The organism is Paraburkholderia sp. RL17-337-BIB-A (assembly GCF_046025895.1).
Taxonomy (GTDB): Bacteria; Pseudomonadota; Gammaproteobacteria; order Burkholderiales; family Burkholderiaceae; genus Paraburkholderia; species Paraburkholderia fungorum_C.
Genome location: NZ_JARESY010000003.1, coordinates 157327 through 177555, shown reverse-complemented (window position 1 = coordinate 177555; position 20229 = coordinate 157327). Strand labels below are relative to the sequence as shown.

At 59.0% G+C, this 20229-nt stretch carries 25 protein-coding genes and 2 pseudogenes; 9 read left to right on the top strand and 18 right to left on the bottom strand.

Annotated features, from left to right (window positions below):
• Positions 1-54: 54 nt before the first annotated feature.
• On the bottom strand, positions 55-1362 hold the full coding sequence (locus tag P0D84_RS38575; protein ID WP_408346885.1) for a hypothetical protein: 1308 nt from the start codon (positions 1360-1362) through the stop codon (positions 55-57).
• A 290-nt stretch (positions 1363-1652) separates the two neighbouring features.
• Positions 1653-1973, bottom strand: coding sequence for a nuclease-related domain-containing protein (locus tag P0D84_RS38570; RefSeq protein WP_408346882.1), 321 nt, complete (start codon positions 1971-1973; stop codon positions 1653-1655).
• A 643-nt stretch (positions 1974-2616) separates the two neighbouring features.
• Here P0D84_RS38570 and P0D84_RS38565 point away from each other — a divergent pair.
• From P0D84_RS38565 to P0D84_RS38555, 3 genes are all read left to right on the top strand, one after another.
• Positions 2617-2931 (top strand): HMG-box domain-containing protein, encoded by a 315-nt coding sequence (locus P0D84_RS38565; protein ID WP_408346879.1) that lies wholly within the window; start codon positions 2617-2619, stop codon positions 2929-2931.
• A 109-nt stretch (positions 2932-3040) separates the two neighbouring features.
• Positions 3041-3472, top strand: a complete 432-nt coding sequence (locus tag P0D84_RS38560; protein WP_408346876.1) for a hypothetical protein — start codon at positions 3041-3043, stop codon at positions 3470-3472.
• A 155-nt stretch (positions 3473-3627) separates the two neighbouring features.
• Entirely contained in the window at positions 3628-4299 is a 672-nt protein-coding gene (locus P0D84_RS38555; protein WP_408349669.1) for a hypothetical protein, read from the top strand.
• A gap of 166 nt (positions 4300-4465) precedes the next feature.
• Here P0D84_RS38555 and P0D84_RS38550 read toward each other — a convergent pair.
• Positions 4466-4771 (bottom strand): annotated as a pseudogene (locus P0D84_RS38550) (integrase core domain-containing protein); the annotation flags it as partial.
• 44 nt (positions 4772-4815) lie between these two features.
• Between P0D84_RS38550 and P0D84_RS38545 the strand changes: the two are divergent.
• Positions 4816-6186: an IS30 family transposase gene (locus tag P0D84_RS38545; protein WP_408344547.1), complete on the top strand. Its 1371-nt coding sequence runs from the start codon at positions 4816-4818 to the stop codon at positions 6184-6186.
• A gap of 4 nt (positions 6187-6190) precedes the next feature.
• On the opposite strand, the pseudogene P0D84_RS38540 reads toward P0D84_RS38545, so the two are convergent.
• Positions 6191-7098, bottom strand: a pseudogene (locus P0D84_RS38540) (IS3 family transposase); the annotation flags it as partial.
• 207 nt (positions 7099-7305) lie between these two features.
• On the opposite strand from P0D84_RS38540, the gene P0D84_RS38535 reads away from it, so the two are divergent.
• Both P0D84_RS38535 and P0D84_RS38530 read left to right on the top strand, forming a co-directional pair.
• Positions 7306-8394, top strand: a complete 1089-nt coding sequence (locus P0D84_RS38535; RefSeq protein WP_408346873.1) for a DUF7146 domain-containing protein — start codon at positions 7306-7308, stop codon at positions 8392-8394.
• Between the two features lie 118 nt (positions 8395-8512).
• On the top strand, positions 8513-8812 hold the full coding sequence (locus P0D84_RS38530) for a hypothetical protein (protein WP_408346870.1): 300 nt from the start codon (positions 8513-8515) through the stop codon (positions 8810-8812).
• 10 nt (positions 8813-8822) lie between these two features.
• Here the strand turns inward: P0D84_RS38530 and P0D84_RS38525 are convergent, their stop codons facing one another.
• The 4 genes from P0D84_RS38525 to P0D84_RS38510 all read right to left on the bottom strand — a co-directional run bounded on the left by P0D84_RS38525 (position 8823) and on the right by P0D84_RS38510 (position 10716).
• Positions 8823-9053, bottom strand: a complete 231-nt coding sequence (locus P0D84_RS38525; protein ID WP_408346867.1) for a hypothetical protein — start codon at positions 9051-9053, stop codon at positions 8823-8825.
• Complete coding sequence (locus P0D84_RS38520) at positions 9046-9198, bottom strand: hypothetical protein (protein ID WP_408346864.1); 153 nt, start codon at positions 9196-9198, stop codon at positions 9046-9048. Before P0D84_RS38520 ends, P0D84_RS38525 begins: the two co-directional genes overlap by 8 nt.
• 103 nt (positions 9199-9301) lie before the next feature.
• The gene (locus P0D84_RS38515) at positions 9302-9688 is read right to left on the bottom strand and encodes a hypothetical protein (protein ID WP_408346861.1); all 387 of its coding nucleotides are present in this window, start codon (positions 9686-9688) and stop codon (positions 9302-9304) included.
• Between the two features lie 8 nt (positions 9689-9696).
• Positions 9697-10716 (bottom strand): PRTRC system protein D, encoded by a 1020-nt coding sequence (locus P0D84_RS38510; protein WP_408346857.1) that lies wholly within the window; start codon positions 10714-10716, stop codon positions 9697-9699.
• Between the two features lie 1454 nt (positions 10717-12170).
• Between P0D84_RS38510 and P0D84_RS38505 the strand changes: the two genes are divergently transcribed.
• Positions 12171-13295: an integrase domain-containing protein gene (locus P0D84_RS38505; RefSeq protein ID WP_408346854.1), complete on the top strand. Its 1125-nt coding sequence runs from the start codon at positions 12171-12173 to the stop codon at positions 13293-13295.
• Between the two features lie 286 nt (positions 13296-13581).
• Here the strand turns inward: P0D84_RS38505 and P0D84_RS38500 are convergent, their stop codons facing one another.
• The 6 genes from P0D84_RS38500 to P0D84_RS38475 form a co-directional block, all read right to left on the bottom strand.
• On the bottom strand, positions 13582-13722 hold the full coding sequence (locus P0D84_RS38500; protein ID WP_408346851.1) for a hypothetical protein: 141 nt from the start codon (positions 13720-13722) through the stop codon (positions 13582-13584).
• Between the two features lie 77 nt (positions 13723-13799).
• Positions 13800-14474, bottom strand: a complete 675-nt coding sequence (locus P0D84_RS38495; protein WP_408346848.1) for a hypothetical protein — start codon at positions 14472-14474, stop codon at positions 13800-13802.
• A gap of 108 nt (positions 14475-14582) precedes the next feature.
• Positions 14583-14996 carry a DUF7682 family zinc-binding protein gene (locus P0D84_RS38490; protein WP_408346845.1) on the bottom strand — a complete coding sequence of 138 codons (414 nt, stop codon included), beginning with the start codon at positions 14994-14996 and terminating at the stop codon, positions 14583-14585.
• 51 nt (positions 14997-15047) lie between these two features.
• On the bottom strand, positions 15048-15365 hold the full coding sequence (locus P0D84_RS38485; RefSeq protein ID WP_408346842.1) for a hypothetical protein: 318 nt from the start codon (positions 15363-15365) through the stop codon (positions 15048-15050).
• A gap of 26 nt (positions 15366-15391) precedes the next feature.
• A complete protein-coding gene (locus P0D84_RS38480) occupies positions 15392-15886 on the bottom strand; it encodes a hypothetical protein (protein ID WP_408346839.1) in 495 nt (164 codons plus the stop codon).
• Positions 15887-15949: 63 nt separating this feature from the next.
• Positions 15950-16351: a DUF1173 family protein gene (locus P0D84_RS38475; RefSeq protein WP_408346836.1), complete on the bottom strand. Its 402-nt coding sequence runs from the start codon at positions 16349-16351 to the stop codon at positions 15950-15952.
• A 187-nt stretch (positions 16352-16538) separates the two neighbouring features.
• On the opposite strand from P0D84_RS38475, the gene P0D84_RS38470 reads away from it, so the two are divergent.
• Entirely contained in the window at positions 16539-17573 is a 1035-nt protein-coding gene (locus P0D84_RS38470; RefSeq protein WP_408346833.1) for an IS630 family transposase, read from the top strand.
• Here the strand turns inward: P0D84_RS38470 and P0D84_RS38465 are convergent.
• From P0D84_RS38465 to P0D84_RS38450, 4 genes are all read right to left on the bottom strand, one after another.
• Positions 17555-17728, bottom strand: a complete 174-nt coding sequence (locus P0D84_RS38465; RefSeq protein ID WP_408346830.1) for a hypothetical protein — start codon at positions 17726-17728, stop codon at positions 17555-17557. The genes P0D84_RS38470 and P0D84_RS38465 overlap by 19 nt on opposite strands.
• Positions 17725-18261, bottom strand: a complete 537-nt coding sequence (locus tag P0D84_RS38460) for a DUF1173 family protein (protein WP_408346827.1) — start codon at positions 18259-18261, stop codon at positions 17725-17727. The genes P0D84_RS38465 and P0D84_RS38460 overlap by 4 nt, the downstream gene beginning before the upstream one ends.
• Positions 18262-18337: 76 nt before the next feature.
• The gene (locus P0D84_RS38455; protein ID WP_408346824.1) at positions 18338-18613 is read right to left on the bottom strand and encodes a hypothetical protein; all 276 of its coding nucleotides are present in this window, start codon (positions 18611-18613) and stop codon (positions 18338-18340) included.
• A 274-nt stretch (positions 18614-18887) separates the two neighbouring features.
• The gene (locus P0D84_RS38450) at positions 18888-19292 is read right to left on the bottom strand and encodes a hypothetical protein (RefSeq protein WP_408346821.1); all 405 of its coding nucleotides are present in this window, start codon (positions 19290-19292) and stop codon (positions 18888-18890) included.
• A 415-nt stretch (positions 19293-19707) separates the two neighbouring features.
• On the opposite strand from P0D84_RS38450, the gene P0D84_RS38445 reads away from it, so the two are divergent.
• Complete coding sequence (locus tag P0D84_RS38445; protein ID WP_408346818.1) at positions 19708-20157, top strand: hypothetical protein; 450 nt, start codon at positions 19708-19710, stop codon at positions 20155-20157.
• Positions 20158-20229 lie beyond the last annotated feature (72 nt).

The window sequence follows — 20229 nt, the reverse complement described above, 5'->3', positions numbered from 1 at the left end:
GAGCGACAGGTCCTGATCGCTCGCATTCCGTCGCTATCGGTCGGTCAGCAAGGTTCAGCGGTTGAGTGCTGCTTCGATTTCGGCAACATATTTGCGAAGCATCCCCGCGAGAGCTTCGAGCGTCGGGTTGTACTGTTCAGGTTCGCTGGACGCCTGAACTGCCAGTTGAACCGTGGCCATCTTTCCAGCTACGTCGGCCCATGTTGCCGTGAGGTCGTCGAGTGCCCGCTTTATTGCTGTACCGGCTTCGAGTTCTGCCTGTTTGCTCGCGATAGCGGAATTCAGCGCCGCGACTTCATCCTCAAGACCCGATTTCCGCGCTTCAACGTCCTTGAGTTCGGAGAGCGCTGTCCCGACGGCCTCGGAGACGATTTTGTACGGCTCGGGAAGCTTCTCGACGGCCACTTCAACCGTTTCAACCCTGGGTTTTGCGTTGCGCAACGCAGCCAACTCTGCGGTCAGTTCGTCGAGCAGCTTCGACTTGTCGGCCAGGTCCTTTTCCATCGACCCGTAGCCTGATGTGCGCGTGGTCAACAGGTCGCGCAGATTTGCAAGACTCTTCTCCTTTTCGGCAAGGTGGCGCTCGTGTGCTGCCAACTGCTCCTTAAGGTGATTGCTCTCGCGCGCTGTAACGTCGAGCTGGATCTTGTTGTCCTCCAGAAGTCCCTGGATATTTTCGAGTTGCTTGTCACGATCGCCGATCGCTTCTTCCTGGCGCTGAAGCGTTTTGAGGAGATCCTTGATGTCAGAGCGCGTCAGATCGCTGTTAGCCGCCTTCTTTTCCATAAGTACGGTGATCTGTTCTTCCGTCACGTCCTGAGCCGACAGCAGATTGAGTTCGCCGTATGTGAACACCCGAACGGCCTCTGCGTCATCGCCAAATTTCTGATGACAGCGAATGTAACCCCGTGCGCTTGAACGCGTAATCCCGAGAGACTTGTGGAAAAAATCAAAACACAGGGTCGCAGCTTTTTTCTGAGCCTGGAAGGTATTCCCGACTTTCCCGGTGTGGTGACTGATCGCTGACTTCATCATCTGCTGGAGATGCCCACCCAGGATGACCAGTTCGCCGACGACCTTCGAGCGCGACTCGGACACAGCCAGCATGTGCTCGACAAGTTTCGCGATGAACTCCGCATTTTCGGAGCCGCCGCCAAAAACCTCGCGTGCGACGGTCGACATGTTCTCGCGTGTCACGGCGTTCGGGTCCTGCATGCTAAAGACGAACTCATCCATCGGGTCGAACGCGACCACTTCATTCAGCGTCTTCGAATTCATCCTTTTTCCTACTGTTTCGAGACCCGTGCTGGACCTCTTGCTTTCTTGCATTCTTCTCTCCAACGATTTTTTTACGGCGACCACCCGGTGCCGTTCGTAACTGAGAGTAGCCTTCGAAAACGACCGGTCGTCTTGGAAAGAGGTGATTTTTGACCCCTCTTTCGCCCATAGCGACCGTACTGACCATACCTTTTGCTATGTATGCAAACGCTTAACGGTTGCCTTTCTGAAACATTTAGTGATTTTTGTAAGCAAAACAGAATTGCCGAATACGAAACAGTAATGTCTAGATGCTGACCCTTCTTTTATGGGCGTCCACGGCGGCGGGCGAAGCATCGGAATGCAGGCGTACTGCTGCTGCAGCTCGCGAAACGTCAATCGCCGGCAACCCGGTATAGGCATCGCGGCGAGTGCGCAACCACTGAGGAAGGTCCACGCGGGAAAGCAGGTCCGAGTGAAGGCCGGGACCGAGCTGCGCCTGCGGCGAGGTGAATAGGCCCGCACCCATCACAGGCCAGCTGGGGGCAGGCGGGAGCGGAAGAACGCGATTTTGTCCGGTTCTGATCGAGCGGTGAACGACGGTCCTCTGCCTGGCGGTTGGAACCGATGCGGGTCACCATGCCCTGCGCAGTGGAAGGAACAATGCGCCCCGACCAGTTCGTTGTCTCGAAAATGAAGACGCCGAACGGCGTCACTGCGAGATGGTCAATTTCCGCCGTTGGGCACGCGGTACCCGGGGCAAGCTCGACTCGAGCGGGCCTTCGTGCAGGTAATAGTCGGTGCCGCACAGCCAGTCCAGCGTCTCCTGGAGTTTTACGTGCGCCCAGGCTTCGCCTGCCGCGCCCAGAGTTTCCGAGGGGCTCATAGGCGACTTCAGCTGGCGCCAGCAGAGGTCGGGTCACTTCCTGCGGCGAAGAAACTGATACGCGGCAGCCGTCAGTGCTATCTCAAGGAACATCGCTTGTCCTTCGGTGTTGATGTGAGACCAACTTGGCATGCGGTTATAGAAGTCAAGACGCGGAAAGACCAGTGGCAACGTCGCGCAAAAGCCCCTATGTTTTCGGCAGCTTTCCCGCTCCCCGGCAACGCGTGGACGCGTAAATTTCCTTTCATCCCCGCGTTTCTGACGCATCGACCCTGAGACACCGGCCCTCATAGCCTGACGGGCAGCTTCTCCATTCCCTTTTCTCGTTGACTGCTGCTTTCGCCACGCCTTTCGGAGCCGTGACGAAAGCGTCTCTCCGCGCGCCCGTTTTCCCTGCTCATCTGAGCATCGAAACGGTCCAGTGCCTTCCAGCCTGGACATCCCTTAGTGCGTAATTTTTTCTGGAGAGAAAAATGCCGAAGCAGTTTGTTTTGAAGGCAACCCAGTCGCCCCTTTCGTTTCTCGCGGTGTGCTTTGCTCTGTGGTTTGCTGCGCATTCGTTTTTTGCCGCGCTGTTCGTCGGCGTCATCGTCGTGATGTGGGTCAAGAAATCGATTCACAACGCAATAAAAACTGAGACGGATACGAGCGATGCGAAAGCGCCACCGACTGCCGCTGCTTCACAGCCGAAGGCTGAGGAAAGCATAGCGGTGCCAGTGACCCCGATTAAACGGCAGTACGCAAAGTCGCCTGTCGTTGTTCCGCTTAAGACAGGCACCGACAACTAGTCGCAACGCCTCTAACGCAAAGACGCCCCTGACGGGCGTCTTTGCACCTTCACCCCAACGGGAAACCATCCCGTTGCGGGCATGGGATCCCGCTCAACGGAGAAATTCCATGCAAAACGAAATCACAGCATGGCAACTCGACATGTTCGGTGGTACTTCCCTGATCGTGACCGCCCCGTCGAAAGTCGATCCGCTTCCGGACCCGCAGTTCTGGAGCGAGGCTGTACGCGACAAGATGGTCGACGCGCTTGTCAGCTTCGCGACAGACAGCCGTCGTGGCGACAACATGCCCGAGTCGCTGATGGACTGCTGCACGCTGTTCAGCGAAAGACTGAAAAACCGCAAAAAGCTGGAGCTCGAAGACTATCGCGCAACCCTTGGCTGGGTGATGGAATTCTGGGATGGCGCTGTGCCGTATCGCTACGTCTGCATGATCAACGGCGTCGATCCAGAGATCCTGCAGGACGTGATCATGAGCAACCCCCTGCTCAAACGCGATATGGAAGAAGTCCGACGCAACAGCTTTGGCACGTTGCTGTAGGAGCCGGCATGACGACTTCGACATTCGGCAAACTGTTCGGCGGCATCTTTGGCGCTGTCGATCCATCCCGCTCACAACCCAAGGGTTCATCATCCCCGAAGGCCGACGCAACGCCGGTAGTGGTGGGACGCGGCGCGGCGAACGAGCGTCACGTGATGATCGCCGGCGAGGCCATGCTTTTTCGCGATGAAGGCGACGTAGTCGTGCAGTTTCATCCGGCCTTCAACTTCGAGTTACGCGAGACATCTGTCGGCATGAAGCTGATACCGTCGCTCGAGCCCCACTGGGCTGTACTTTGCGAATATCAATCCTCGCTGACGGAGGCGATCGCAAAAGCGATCAAAGCGGCGCGTCCTGGCGGAACAGTGGAAGTTGGAGGCGAACGCTCTAGTTCGGCCGCCAACGCCACGCCGCGCGCGCGCGTTCCCCGCGCGCAGCTTGAAGCGCCGATGGTCATGGAAAATGACGTGCGGGGTCTGGAGTCCGCAGCTAGGACACAGCCTGCGCAGCGGCCCGAAAGAGCCCGATACGGCGTGGTCAAGGAGTGGGGCGAGAAGACATTTCCGGACGGCAAGCGCCCGGGGAAGACGTATGAGTCCTTTTGCCTGACTCTCGAGCATCGCGGAGAAACGCACGTTCTACAGGGCGAGGGTCTGCGTGACGCAATCGCTGAAGCCCACTGTCATATTGGCGATCGGGTCGAGGTGGGGCGTCTTGGCAAAACCAAGGTGCCTGCCGTCGATAAACAGGGGCATCCAAAGCTGGATGCGACAGGCGCCCAGATCCTGTGGGACAAGTGGCTGTGGTCCATCACCAAAAAGTCCTGAGGGTCACGTAGCACGCAGGTCGTCTGGTCCTGTAAATCCTCACCGTCGATCCTGTATTGCCTCACCTTTCGTTGCTTTGGTCCTTCCCGTTGGGATGACCGAAGTGACGAAGGTGACTTTTCTCCAGTCTTCAGTCGGCCCCTGTTCCGACATCACCCTGTAGTGGTCAAGTTATTTCGGACAGGCAGATAGGGTCTTTTGCTGTCGGTTTCGCCTCGTAGGCAACGGGCGACAGATAGCCCAAAGTCGAATGCAAGCGTACGGCGTTGTAGAAACCGACGATGTACTGGTTGATGTCGCGCCGTGCTTCTTCGTGGTTGGCGTAACGACGCTGCCACACGCGCTCCATCTTCAGGTTCAGGAAGAACCGCTCCATCACCGCGTTGTCCCAGCAATTTCCCTTGCGACTCATGCTGCAAACCACGTGATGCTGCTTCAGCAATGCCTGGTACTCGTCACTCGCGTACTGGGCGAATTCAATCGGTCGTTGCAACATCTCGAGATTGGAGGTGTTAAATGGGACGACCACGAGGTTGGGCTGCGCAACAGACGGGGCGGGCATCGATGTCTTCACCGGGCAGGCCAGGTGTCAATCAGTTAGAGACGAAACAAGCATTCTGGAACTGCATTGCCGAGGGAATGGAGAGTGATGCCGCCGCGTTGGCGTGCGGCGTGTCGCAGCCCTTGGGCCCGCGATGGTTTCGCCAGGCTGGAGGCATGCCGCCGATAGATTTGGCGCCGCGCTCGGGTCGCTATTTATCGTTCTCGGAGCGTGAGGAGCTTGCCTTGCTTCGGGCGCAGGACTGCGGGGTTTGCGAGATCGCACGGCGGCTTGGTCGTTCGCCCTCGACCATCTCACGCGAACTGTGCCGCAATGCCGCGACCCGTGGCGGTACGCTGACCTATCGGGCGACGGTCGCGCAGTGGAAAGCCGAGCGAGCGGCAAGGCGGCCCAAGACCAGCAAGCTCGCCGAGAACGAGCGATTACGGGCTTATGTGCAGGACCGACTGGCGAATGCGGTTACCGATGAGAAGGGCCGGCCGATACCGGGACCCAACGTACCGTGGAAGGGAAGACGGCATGGTCGTCGGGCCGACCGGCGTTGGGGCACTTGCTGGAGTCCGGAGCAGATCAGCCGCCGGTTGCGACTTGATTTCCCCGATGATGAGTCTATGCAGATCTCACACGAAGCCATCTATCAAGCACTCTACATTCAGGGCCGTGGTGCATTGCGACGCGAACTCTCTGCGTGTCTGCGTACCGGCCGGGCACTGCGCGTGCCACGGGCCAGAACGCAGCAGCGAGGAAAAAGCTTCATCACCTCCGAGGTGCTGATCAGTGAGCGCCCGGCCGAGGTTGCCGACCGTGCTGTACCTGGGCATTGGGAAGGAGATCTGATCATCGGCCTGAACAGCTCTGCAATTGGCACTTTGGTTGAACGTACGACCCGATTCACAATGCTGCTGCACCTACCGCCCATGCCGGGCCACAATTCTGGCGCTCGGGTGAAGAACGGGCCGGCGTTAGCTGGCCACGGCGCCGAGGCTGTTCGCAATGCCATTGCCGCGAAGATCGCGATGCTGCCCGAGCATTTACGCAAGTCACTAACTTGGGATCAGGGCGCGGAAATGGCCCAGCATGCGCAGCTACAAATCGACACGGGTCTGGCAATCTACTTCTGCGATCCGCGAAGCCCGTGGCAGCGTGGAACTGACGAAAACACCAACGGCCTGTTGCGACAGTACTTCCCCAAAGGCACCGACATCAGTCGATATTCTGAACGCGAACTCGATGCGGTCGCCAACACACTCAACGCCCGACCGCGCAAAGCCCTTCAGTGGAAGACCCCCGCTGAAGCGCTTGAAGAGTTACTATCCACAGCTTAAAAAACAAGTGTTGCAACGACTCCTTGAACCTAAGCTGGCTGCCCCGGTCCGAATGCAGGACCAGTCCCGGCGCTGGTCGGCGCTGCTGTAGCGCCATGGTCAGTGCCGACACGACCAGTCCGGCCGGCATGGTAGGCGCCATGGACCAGCCGACCACCTTGCGTGAGTACAGGTCCAGTACGACCGCCAGATACAACCAGCCCTGCGCTGTGCGGATATACGTGATGTCTGAAACCCACGCGCGATTGGGCTGGGCCACATCAAACTGCCGATCGAGCACGTTTTCCGCCACCGGTAGCGTATGCCTGCTGTCGGTCGTCGAGACGAACTTGCGCTTCCAGTTCGTGCGCAGCCCCGCCTGGCGCATCAGCGTACGCACCCGGTAACGACCAATCTTCAGCCCTTGCTCCTGCAGCGCATGCATCACGCGCCGGCTACCATAGCTCGCGCCACTGGCGGCAAATGCTGCCTTGACGTGAGTCTGCTCCTGCAGGCTCCTTGCGCTCGGCCTGGCACGCCGGTGCGCGTAGTAGCCAGAGCGGCTCACCTGCAAAACCCGGCAGGCGTGACTGACCGATACGGCCTCCTGTTGCAAGTGAGTTACCGCGCGGTAACTCACTTCAGTTCCCGTGCAAAGAAGGCCGACGCTTTTTTTAACAGCGTGTTGTCCTCGCGCAATTGCCGGTTCTCTGCTTCGAGTTGCCGGATGCGCTGCTGTTCCGCCGTCAGCGGCTTGCCCTCGCCGGGACCGCCAGCACGTTCCGCATCGTACTGCGCTACCCAGCGCCGCACGGCTGTATCAACCAGGTCCATCGACCGGCAGACTTCGCCGACCGATAAGCCCTGGTCTCGAACCATCCGTACCACTTCCAGCTTGAAGCTGGCGTCAAATTGTCGGCGCCTTCTTGTCATCTATCGTTTTCCTCGTCGATTCAGGATTGTCCTCCTATCGACCTGTCCGAGGAAATTAGACCACTACACCCTTCGCCCGATTTTCCTTGCTGAAAAAAGCCGTTCGCGCCGGTGCGCATAGTCGCGCCTGGACGGTTTTTTTGAGCAACGGTTTCACCGCCTTTTCAAAGGCATCGACCTCAACCACATCCACAATTGGAGTGACAAATGAATGTTAAGGACGTCAAGCTGTCCCCGGAACAGTGGGTTGCGTTGCTCCAGAAGTTTGGAGTGACCGCAAGCTCACTGACCGGGAAGGGCGCACCGTGCCCGATATGCGGCGGCAACGACCGCTTCACCTATGACAACAAGCGCGGCCGCGGCGACTGGGTTTGCCGGAAGTGCAACGACGGCGACCGCAAGGCTGGCGATGGCTTCGAGCTGATCTGCAAAACCGCAGGAATTACGTTTCGCGAGTTGATGGTTGAACTCGACGGCGGCATTCCCGCTGATGTGCGAACTGCTGTACGTCGCGCGAGCAATGTGCCGCCGGCGCCGCACCGAAAGGTCGATCCGGCATGGGCTCAGAAGCGGCTCGACTCGATGTGGGAACGTGCGAACGCCATTGGCCGCGATGACCTGGTCTCGCGGTACCTTCGTTCGCGAGTGCCTGGCCTTGATGTCGCGTTCTTGGGTGCGTTGCGTATGGGGATGCTCGAATATCGGCACGAGAAGAAGGTGATTGGCGAATGGCCGGGCATTCTGGCTCGGTTCACCCTGCCGGATGGTCGGCTAGGCACGTTGCACCGCACCTTTCTCGAAAGGTCGAAGCCGGCGAAGGCAACGATCATCACTAGCGATGGTGAAGTCCTGCCGTCGAGGCTGAACGACGTGACGCTTAACAGGCTTAACGGCGGCGCAGTCCGGCTGATGGATCCGGTCAACGGGGAGATAGGTGTAGGCGAGGGACTGGAGACGGTCCTTGGCGCACACATGAAGTTTGGAGTGCCCGTCTGGTATTGCCTGAACCGGAGCCTCCTGTCCGACTTCGCTGTTCCGGAACGCCTCGGTATTCGCGTCGTCCATATTTTCGCGGACTTCGATGCGGTCGATCCGAAGACACGAAAGTCGCCGGGTATGGATGCTGCCTTGATTCTCGCGAAGCGGCTGCGAGCGGAAGGGTACACGGTGATCGTCCACCGGCCCAGGCTGCGAGAGACTGACTTCGCGGACGAGTGGTTGGCTTTCTGCGCAGCGCCTGTAGCTTCAACGGTACGTCCGGGGAACGCAACGGTGCATCACGCGCTGCACGTCTGATCGAAAACTTTATTCACGGCGGGGTTCCCCGCTGAAGTGTTGTTTCTTAAACCGCCCGGTGGGGATTCGTCCCCATCGGGGCCGCAATCCGTCCGGGCTTTTCTACCTGGAGAAGAGCATGTTCACGATGATTGTTGGCCGGTTTCAGATTGTTGCTACCTCTGGCGTTGAAAACGGTTCGGTGCGTGTCGGAAAGTCGGAGGCGCTGGCTTACGACGTGATCGACCGGGACAAGCGCGGCAACGCGAGAGCTGAAAAGATCGGCGTCCCGTTCGACGATGCCTGGTTCTACTGCGTGCGCCGTCAGGCAAATGCACAGGGCGTCGCGTTACTGCATAGACCCAACCCCATAAAGACGAAACTCGGCCACTGGCCGGGTTTTTTTTCGTCCGCGCGAAACATGGCGGGAGCGGTGTGAACATCATCGTTCATTTGTAGATGTGGTAGCGAAACACCACCCTCAGCAAATGGTAAAGGAACAGCAGAGTGGGCCGCACGAGTCCGATCGTGTAAAACCATGCAGAGAAGCACACAACAAAAATGAAATCGGTGATGCCACTCTTCGGCAACTCGTCGTCGATGCAACAGATTGCAAACAACACGACAGCCAGAATCGCGCGCCGTGCGAGCGGCGGAAGGCTCATGAATTTGTTAAACATTGCTGTTGTCCTTTTTAAAATAAGCGCTGAAGGCACGGCGGAAGTGGAACGCCGACTCCCATGCCGCTAAACCGGCTGCGACGAGAATCCAGAATAGTCCGGCGCGCGTCCAGTCAGCGTGGGTGAGTACATCGAGAAGGTTCATAGCATCTGCTCCTTTGGATAGGTAGGTCATGATTTCAGTCTGCGCAGTGAGCCGATGACCCATCTTCGCAAATCTACCGCGAAGTCAAGGCCATCGGACTACCTCAAAAATCCGCGAACTGCTCGCCAATCGCGTCCGTATCGAACCGCTTGTGGGCGTGCGTCGGATCCGCATGCGAGCGAGGATCGCTCACAACGGGCGGTGGCTCTGTCCAGGTCGTCGCTGCCGGGGGCGGTGGGATGAACGTCTGATGCTCTGCATGGGGTTCGTCCACCACGCGAGAACGCGACGTCGGGCCCGCCAATGGCATCGTCACCTGAGCGGCGCCGCGTGTATGAACTGCGACGTCGGGCCGCGCCCGGTCACCGCGGGCAGTGGCGCTCGCCAGAGCCCTGAATGCGCCGGCTCGCAGACGAGCATTGTCGAACTGACTGAGATAAGCGAAGAGATCAGGGTCAGTCGCTTCGTTGAGCGTTACCTTGATCAGCATCTTCCCATTCATGCAGCGACCCCCATTGCCTTGCGCTCACGCGCGAGGGTGGATTCGCCGACGATGAGGAAGCCCTTGACGTTCGCGTAGCAAGGCGACTCGAGAACATCGAGCTGGACGCGCGGGAACGCTGCACGGATCGCAGGCTCGTAGAGGCCCGCGCCTCCGCCCGTCAGTACGATAGACCGAAGGTCGGCAGTACGGCCGACGCGGTTCTGCATCTCCTTTACCGTTGCGTTGATGACCGCCTGAGACTGCTCGAGTAGCGGCGCGAGGTCGATGTCCTTGCCATAGAACAGCATCGGCTTCTTCTCGCGCAGGCACTTGTCGATGCGCTCGACGTCGTCGGCAGGTTCCCCCGCCTGCGCCGAGATCAACGAAGCGATGCGTTTGTAGATCTGCGATGCGCCGCCCGGGGCACCGCCGCTGCGGCGGTCATTCATCGTAAAGCCGTTGGCGACGACCCAGTCAGTCGTGAAATAGCCGACGTCGATAACCAGGTGCGCGTTTTCGCGATCGAAGCGACTGCCGCCGTACTCCGAGAACGAAACGAGCGATCCCAGCGGCTGCGGGACAACCTTAACGGAGCCGACCTTCACGGGACCGTGACCGAAGTTGAGCGTTCCGGTGAAAGCGTCGCGCAGATGCGCCGAATACTTCGTGATGTTGTGAACCGGCAGGCCCAGCACCATGCGTTCGACTTCGGTCACGCCCGCGAAATGTAGCGACCCGCCTAGCAGCGCCGCGTAGTTAGGCGTGAGGCAGAAGTCTTCCGACAGCGTGCGGCCGGCGTTGCCATAGGCAGACGACAGTTCGACGCCGGGACCGATTTCGTACGTCGTGCCGTCGACCTCAATCGGCGCCACCTTGCGTGCGGCGAGGACGCCCTGGCCGTAACCGGATACCGCATCGCTAACGGCGAGCGGAGCCAGCGATGGAAACATCTGCGTGGCGATGTCGGAGCCCATACGAAACGCGCTCTTGGTGTTACCGTATCCGACGTCTACTGCGAAAACTGAAACTTTCATGGCTCTCTCCAGAGTTGTTAAAGTTTGATCACTGCGCGGGCTGGGGCCGAATTTGGCCACTTATGTGCCCAAGAGAAAATTCCTCAGGGGCTTGGGCACTTATTGGCCACGTTCTGGCCCACTAAGTGCCCAAGGGGGCGACCGTGGAATCTCACCTCAAACCCTTGGCCTCTTGTCGGCCACTTAAATGTCCAAAATGTGCCCCAGCGCCGTTGCAACGATCCAACTCTATAGGTGTGGGAGAGGAGTCAAGGCAGCAAAAGCTCGCAACATTTACGCAGCTTTCGCACCGCCGCGTGTCGCGCGTGCGTTTAATCTCTACGGTACCAACCGCGCGATCAGCGCATCGACCTCCGAGTTTCACCATTGAAGGAATCGCTTTGCCTGGCGAAAACCCTTCCTGTCACAGGCCGCAAATTGATGCGGCCTTTTTCTGAATCAAATCAAGTACACCGTGGGCCAACTTGAGGACCCCGGACACGCGATATCCATTGGGTTAGCGGGCGGTTTTGCCCGAATTTGCAACTTGAGACGAAGTGGCTGCGGACAGTCGGACAGTTTTGACACCGCGAATCACGACGAACTCGATGAGCATGGACACACCCTTTCGGCACACGAAGCTGGGTACGTTGCATGAGGCCCGACACACTGCGGCGGATTGAACGGACTTGGGGGTGGGGGTATGTGCGCGCCATTGCGGCGGGCATGTCCCTGTACGGAAGACGAACGGTAGGCGCAGCCGGAGAAAGAAATGCGCAAAAAGAATTACCGGGCAAATGGCCGTGGTCGTGCGAGTCGCGAGACGGCAGCACACGGGCACGCCGAGGCGTGTCAGGGCCGGCACGGTAGCCGTAGCAGCCGCATAGCCGGGTTCGCGGAGCGAAAAGCTCTGTGGCTCGACCAGCGACAGCAGCGGATGCGATCAACGACGATGGACTCTGCAACGGCAGATCCGGTTCGTGGATGTGTAACGCAGCAAGATCGCCGGCAGTTGTCACGCGGAGCGTGGCGTCTGGCAGCAGGTAGCAGGACGGACAGTCGATGCACGTTTCTTCGACGTGCGGGGCTGATCGAATGGAATCGCTAAAGGACAGGAAGGCAGGACCCGGCGGGGCACGCATCGCGCAGCGCGACAGGTTGATGCAGGGGATAGGCTCCCGGGCGTCCCGCGCGTAGCGCAGAAAAGGCGGCCGTGAGTGATAGCGGCTGGCGGCGCAAAAACATCGGAATTTGTGGCGCGCGCGAAGACCGGCTTTGATGCGATCGCAGCACATCCCACTGCGGCGTTAGGCGGGCCGAACTGTAGCTGCACATAACTGAGATGGCCGGTGCTTCATGTCGGCGACAGAGACCTGCATGGTGTGGGCTGGGGTCGATTCGAGCCGGCATGCAATCGACAGCGCACAAGGCCGCGCAGAGCGGGTCACGGATTCCACAGGAATTAGGGAGCGACGATGTCAACAATACTGAACGTGCGCGCGGTGCTGCGCGAATACCGACTGCCCGCGGACTTCAAAGGCGCGCTCGAGGAACTTCTGCTGGGGAACGTGAACCGTGTACATAGTCGTACGCGGATCAGCGCGAAGCCGCTTTCGGTCAAGACACAAAAGTATCGGACCCAGGCGATCTGCAAATCTTTCGAAGAATTGAGACAGAACGGCTATGCGCTGCAATCCCCGTATGCGTTGAAGCAAAAGCATGTTCAGTTTCTGGTTGGGTTCTGGATCAAATCGAAACTGAGCGGTGGCACGATCGAAAACAAGCTGACCTACCTGCGCGCGCTAAGTGAGTGGATTCGGAAACCGAGCCTTGTTGGTACGCTCGCTGACTACGTGGACCGTGAGGCGTACGACCTTGTACGCACGTATGTGGCGCAGGAAGACAAGTCGTGGGAAGGCCACGGCATCGACGCGGCGGCGAAAATTGCCGAAATAGCCGTCACCGATGCAAACGTCGCGGTGCAGCTGAAGCTTCAGGCCGCGTTTGGGTTGCGCGTTGAAGAGAGCTTCCTTCTGCGGCCGGCGGAGGCTGTTCGCGACGACAGACTCTTGAATGTAACGCGGGGAACGAAGGGTGGTCGGGATCGCGTCGTACCGATCGAATTCAAGTTCGCCGTGCTTGAAGAAGCTGCGAGACTTGCGAATCCGTTTACTGGCTCAACGATCCCGCATGGCCGGACGAAGCAACAATGGAAGGAGCGCTACTACAAGGTGCTCAAGAAACACGGTGTGACCCAGGCGGGCATCGGCGTGACCAGCCACGGTCTGCGTCACCAGTTCCTCCAGCAGATGTACGAGCGGCTGACGGGTGTTCCTGCGCCGGTCAAGCAAACGACAGAGCGCGTCGACCGTGATCTGCACAGGGAAGCGATGCGGCGCGTCGTCGAGGCAGCGGGCCACAGTCGTGCGACCAAGGCGAATGCCTATCTTTCGACGCACAACGCGCAAGCAGAGAAGAAGAATCGCGCTGTTACCCGGGAGATTGCCGAGCAGGCCGTCCTGAAAGCGAATGGCGTCAAAAGTCATGCGGCGGCGGCTTTGGGAATTTCCCGACAGGCGCTATACCGACTTTTGGACTAGCGGGCGTAGAGGTGACGAATCCGATGTCCTGTCGCGCTTCATGCCAAGACTATGCCGCGTGCGGCGGCCAGCATTGCAGGTATGTTCGGCATGGCGTTGACTCTCGCGCGTTGACGACGGCCCGACAAATCGCCGGGTTTAAGGTGTAGCCAATTGAGGGTGTCCAATTTTGGCTACAGATGCCCTCTGAAAATTCCCAAAAAAATCAATGAGATGGCTGCGTCGCTGTTTTCAAGTGGTTGTAACGTGTTATAGCCACTCGTGCGTTTCGCCAATCCCTTCAAGCTCAGCGGATGAGCCAGTTCAGTATGGGACTGGTCAGCGCGTGGTAGGTGAGAATGACGCCAAGCGCGAGAACCGTGAGCAGTTGCGGCACGAGTTCGTGACGGTGGCGGTAGGCTGCGCGCACGTATTCGATCGGGGACATGTGGTTTTCTCCGGTGGTGCTTCTCACCGACGCGGCGAGAGCTAAGTCCAGTATGGCGGCGCCAACTGGAAGTCAAGTCACCACCGGCTCCGTTCGGGCAGATCATCAACGGCCGCGGCAACGCGATCCTCGAACGAGCGCTCCTCGTCACCGCCTGTTGCGGGAATGCGGGGAAACTGCACGGACGGGACGCCGTCGATGTAGACGAAGCGGGCGAGTTGTTGAAGGGTGCGGTATCGGGCGGCGTCGATCAGCACGGGATCGATCGGCCAGAAATCGCGCGCGGTGATTTTGCCGTCCGCGATCTTTTGGGCGAGCATTGCGAAAAGCGGGCCGCGTTTCTCCCAGTCTTCGGAGGTTCGGGAGAGCAGGTCGAGTACATAGGGCGCGTCGACGGGCGTGATTTCCTTGCGGATCAGATCGAGGAGATCACCCTCAGTCGCGGCAGGCCGATTCAGCCGCTGATTCCAGATCTTTCCGGCTTGATCCAGCGCGGCGTTCTTGTCGTCGCCGACCGGGATCCACGGCGTTTGCATGCCACACTCTTCGCAAACGATGCAGCAGACCCTCTCGGTGGGCGGCTCGTCCGGCGGGCGCGATTCCATGTCGCCCATGATCAGCGCGCGGCCGGCCCCAGTTCCGATTTGCGAGAAGTCCAGGACGGGCCTTGAACGACGGCCGATCACTCGTTGGGACCATCCGAAAGCCCAGTTACCGCCGCAATGGGCGCAGGGGAAAAGTTCGTCAGTCATCGCGATTCAGAAGATTCAGATCAGATGTCATGTAATTGTATTTCTGTTTTTTGTTACTTTCTCTCTATCCGAATCGTTACATAAAAGCGCGTTACCCCAAAGACCAGATCACACAAAATCGCGCCGATCACACAGGACGGCGGGAATCGACGTATTTGTTGTAGGTTTCATGCTAATTAGCCGCAATGGTCTAAGAGAGCCAGACTCAAACATCAGGCGATATGATCTTCCAACGGGCACGGACAGCAGTTTGCCGTCACAGGATTTAATCGGCTTTCCATTGAGAGCGTACGGGTGCATGCCGCCCTGGACTTTCGACAGCAGATCTCGCGCCTCGCGCTGCACTGCGGCCAGATGAGCAACTGCCGACAGGTCGATCGTGTCTGCGTCGGCCGCCTGAATTCTCGCCGCGCGCTTTTTTTCACGCGCAGCGCGGTCGGCGTCTTTCTTTTTCGCGATCGACTCGCAGGTGTGGCAGTACTTCCCTTTTCCGGAATGCCCGCATTCAAAGGTGCGCTTCATGTTTTTCCAGTTAATTGAACGAAGCCTATTGCACCATGAAGCTGGCGTCAGTCAAGGAACGGGTGGCGACGCTTTTGCGGTCCTTTCGGTGTAGGTTTTCGCGTCGAGCTCTGCCGACAGTTCACGGATGCGACCGTCGGCATGAGCGATACGCTCGTCGAGTCTCTGGATCTGGGCCGACGCAATAGCATACTGGTCGGCCAGCATGGTGAGCGCCCAGAAGGGTGTCAGCGTCGCGCCGCACTCGCGACAGCTTACGATCCCACCTCGGGGATCAAGCCTGATGTGGTGGTGCGCGCATTCACCCGGGCGATGGGTGCGATCGTCTTTGGTAACGCGTAAGCGTGCAAAGGGAATAACACTGCTCATGCGTTGGCGATCCTGTAGGCGGGAATTTATGCGGCGTGAGGGCGGGACTGTAGAGCAAAAGATCCCTCCCGTGGAAACAGGACGCGCGAAATCGCTTCGTCGCGCCGGTAATGCATTTCGATGGCATCGAGGTAACGACGCAACGCGGCGTCGTCAGCGGGCCTGCAGTCGATGACGCCATTGGCGATCCGCGCGTCAGTCGGGGCCTGCGCGTGGCGTTCGATTGCGGCGAGTGCCACGATATTGGGAAGCCACCAGCGATTCCAACGAACAGTGAAGGCAAGCCAGCCGCGCGTCGCGTCGTCAAGATCATCCCATGAAGCGTGAAAATCGAGGATCGCGCCAAGCGAGCTGAAGAAGATCATGCGGATGTGCGAATCGTCGGCCGTGGCCACAACGATCTGCTTGCGTCGTTCGTCGACAGTGTCCGTCGAGCTTGCCATGCAAAGCGCCGGATAGCTGACCTGCAATTCGGCGCCGCGCGCGATGGCGCGTTGCAGGAAAAAGGAGTTGGATTCCATCTGTGCATCCCTCAGGAAAGGTTACTTGCGATTGGCACAAAAGTATCCCGCGCCGTGACGATGTCAAGTCGCAGCAGGCAGCGCCACAGTCGAGATCGGTGCCGGCGGAATCCATTCGACGCACGGCAACTTGTGCTCGGCGTAAAGCGCCTGCTTCTGTGCCTTCCGGATCCGGTACGCGTCGTTCGACTCCATGCCGTAGACCTCTATCGCGGTCTCGGGCGAGGTGTCGGTGAGCCGAAAATCCGGCAGCATGACGTCACCATCGTCGAGGCGCATGGGCTTGATGAAGCGCCGCCGTTCGTCGACCAGCCGGTTGGCCATGGCGACTTCGTAGCTCGAATCGCAGGGATGAAACGACTTGTTGCAGAGCTGAACCGCGAGATCGATTACGCGCAGGTTTCCGTCCTTCGTTCGCTCGAGCACGAGCACTGCGACCACGCGTGCATCAGCGTTGCCGATCATTGGCCACGCGTGCCGGAATGATCGGGCCGCGCCTTCAATCAATTGCTCGAAGCAAAGAACGTCTCGAAGGTCTGACGGAGTTTGATGACGAACCCGTATTTCGACGGGTCGACGGATTTACTCATAAGTCAGGAATTTAGCGGACATATGGTCTATGCTTGAGCGAGGGCTACTGACAGGATCGCTCATGAAACGAGATGGCCGGAGCCTGGCTCACAACACGCTGGAGGAGATGCGCATCCTGGCAGTTCAACGCATGGTTGAGGGAGAACATCCAGGCGATGTTGCAGCCTCGTTTGGAATGAATCGCTCCTGGGCATACAAGATCCGGGCTCAGGCGCGCGGTCGCGGTCGTGGGGTGCGTGTGCTGCTCTCGACCAAAGGCACGGGCCGCCCTCGTAAGCTTACGCAAGCACAGGAACGACAGGTACTGCGCTGGATCAATGGCAAGAATCCAATGCAGTATGGATTTGACTTCGGCCTGTGGACGCGCAACCTGGTTCGCGAACTGGTGCAGCGGGATTTCGGTGTCACGTTGAGCCTTGCGTCGATTGGCGCGATGCTCGCGCGCTTAAACCTGACGCCGCAAAAGCCGTTGCAGCGTGCTTACCAGCGAGATCCGGACGCAATCGAGCGCTGGCAGCGTGACACGTATCCGGCTATTGTCAGACAGGCTCGCGAGGAAAGTGCCGACATCTTCTTCTGGGACGAATCCGGCTTTCGGGCCGACTCGGTGCATGGAAGGACTTGGGCGCAACGCGGCGAAACGCCAGTCGTCGAACGACCGGGTCAGAGGCAAAGCATGAGTGCGGCGTCCGCCGTCAACTCGAAAGGGGCTTTCTGGTTTGCAACGTATGAAGGTGGGCTCAGCGGTGAGCTGTTCGTGACGCTGCTCAGGAAGCTGATGTCCAATCGCCGCAAGGCAGTTCATTTCATTGTCGACGGATTGCCTGCGCACAAGAAAGCTATCGTCAAGGACTACGTCGCAAGCACCGGGGGCAAACTGACCTTGCACTTCCTGCCGGGTTACGCGCCAGACCTCAATCCTGATGAACTGGTGTGGAGTCACGTCAAGCGCACCGGAGTTGCCCGACGCCCTTTGCGAAAAGGCGAAAAGCTGGGTCCGCGAATTCACGAACAGCTTGCTCAAATTGGACGGGACCCAACTCTCGTGCGCTCCTTCTTCAGGCACCCATCTGTCCGCTATGTTTCTGACCTATGAGTAATTTCCGCGATCACGATACCGCGTTCGGAGACCGCGGGCGTCGTCTGGATACGGTTCAGGAAGGCGACAAATTCTGCTTTAAGTGCCGCCTGCGCCGCTTCCTCGTAACGGCGCATGACGTAAAGGACATCCTGAATCGGCTTGCCGTTCATTTTGCCGTCGCCGAGGAGGGCCAATATCTGTGCGTTGCAGGTGCCCCAGTTGCGCTGCGTGCCACCCCCCACTGGTTGAGGCCGGCATCCATCCAGATCCGCTGGAGGAATCCGAGCAGCGGTGCGGACCTGCGCGTTGATCGGCTAGTACCGGTCGATGCGCCGCGAGTCACGGTCCCAACAGTAGGGACAGAGAGCCAAACATCGAGCTTGGCATTCAGGCCGGCCGGGGTGTTCCTGATGGCGTCATGCGCCCTGCCGGGCGACTCCTCTGTCGGACCCGGTTCTGCAAAGAAGGTGCAGTGATCGCGGTCGTGCCGGTAGCCTTCGTCTGGCCAACGCGCGAGATGAAAGAGTGCGCCGTACCGGCGCACCACCAGCCTCAACGGCGTGTCGCCGCTTGAGGGGCGGCAGCAGCACACCGCATAGCCGGGACTTTTCTTAGCGCGCTCGAGCCGCGTTGCAAAGCGCGCCGGATTGTCCTGCACCTCTTCGAGAGGCACGTTGAGTCCGTCGAATGAAATCAAAGCCATTTTGAATCTCGTGAGAGTAGGGCCAACGCGTATCCTTGCGGCTCGCGTTGTCGAGAAAGTGTGATCGAAGCGTCTATCAGACTCCGTCGCTATGGACGACAGCGCGAGTGCCCATCAGATTGCTGACCTGACGCACCGACACCGCAAACTGGTCCCGATGATCGCGTGTTGGAAACCGCGCGGTGATGCTCCTGAGAACGCCAGGCGCGACATAGTCACGCCGTTCGACGCAGCCGGCCCCAATCAGGGCATCGAGCCAGCTATCGGGCAATCCCATTGCCGGCTTGGCGCCGCTGCGGGTGCTCCGTGGATCAAGTGTGATATCTGAGAATTCGACGCGGATCGTGGTCATGGCTGCGTACAATCGGGTTGCCTCAGGGTATCGGCTCGCATTGCTGCGCGCCCGAGCGGCACAAGGCGTTCGATAGTCGTGGCGTCTATAACCTGACGCGAGCCGTTGACACTCTGAAATTCAAGAAACGTAATGCCGTCGACGAGGTGCTGCTTGATAAATGTCCGTTCAAGCAACAGGCCCGGAAAGTATCCATTCGAGAGTGAGAGACCGCGGGTCTCGATGCGATAGGCCATCGTGGGTTGCAGGGCACTCATTATTTCTGGACGGCATTTCACTGCGTGCTGTGGCTGCGTTTTGCCCGATAGGCTTCGTAAAGCGAAATCGTGCCCAGCGTGGCCGCGGAGACGTTGAAGAGCGCAAGTACGAGAAGGAGGGTGAACCGTCTGTCGCTGCGCGCGAGTTCATCAGCCCGCTCCCGCTCGGCGTGTGCCAGATTCGCCCGCTGGGCTTCCAGTGAATCGGCGAGCGCCTGTTCGGAAGTGACGCCATGGCGGGCAAACACGCCACTGCGCGCGGCCATCGGCATGTCCTTGACGGCGTCAGACACGCCATTGAGCTCGCCGACGATCGCTGTACTGATCAAGACGTCGACGGCGCCGCGCTGCGGCCTCAGCTGCAGGGATGTGAGTCCGATCGAGCCTACCGATGCGACGACCGCGAGGGCGAGGATGGACACCGTTGCTCGGTGAGCGAGTTTCATTGATTTTGTGCGGGTGGTTGGGGATGCTCGCGTGCGTGCGCGAGGTTATGCTGTATTTTCGGGCGACGACTGGACGCATGGACGTATAAAGACGCCAGAAATTCAGCGTCTTTGTTTCCACCGGGCCGAGCGCGCCCATATCCTGCACCGCAAGCAGAACGTAATGGAATCGGCGAAAGGTGCAGCGATTCCGGGGCCATTCGCCGGAACTGGTTGTAACGTGTTAAAGGCTGTAGTGAGTCCGCTTCGTTGCGGGACGGCAGGATGCCGCGTTCACCGAACCATGAAGGTCGGGGAGGCTCAGAACTCAGGCACCCGGCGTGGAACCGCCAATGGTGGGCCGGTCGGAGGCAACCAGTCATAGTTATGCACAGGTTTCTTAACAGAAACTGTGGATAACGATAGCTACGGTAGCGCCGAGAGGCGTGCCAAAAATGTAGCCATTCACCCGACCATGCGCTGTCTGCCCCGGTATCGTTCGTGGATCACCCGCGCGATCGCGCATCGACCACACAACGTCCATCTCGGACGTTCACCAATCTTCACCACATCCATTTATCTCGCAGGGGCATGCCCCCTCGCGGGCGTGCTCCCGTTCATCTCTACAACGGACGGCACTATGAATCGCGAACGCATCTTGCGCTTCGGCTTGATGATCTTTCAGACGAGCGGGCTCCCACAGGAGGCGCTTGTGGACATCGTCAAAGCAAAAAAGCGTTATTCGTCTCACTTCCGCGCGGCGGCTCTGCGCAATCTGATTTGCGATGCACCGCTTTCGGTGACAGGTGGTCAGCCGTTTGCTGAACGCCGCCGTCGCGTCCGGCGCCACTACGGCGTCTAACCGCCGGAAGTCACATCTTATTTTCCCTTTGGGGCATGTCCCCAAAGGGGCATGCCTCGTCCACATGGAGTC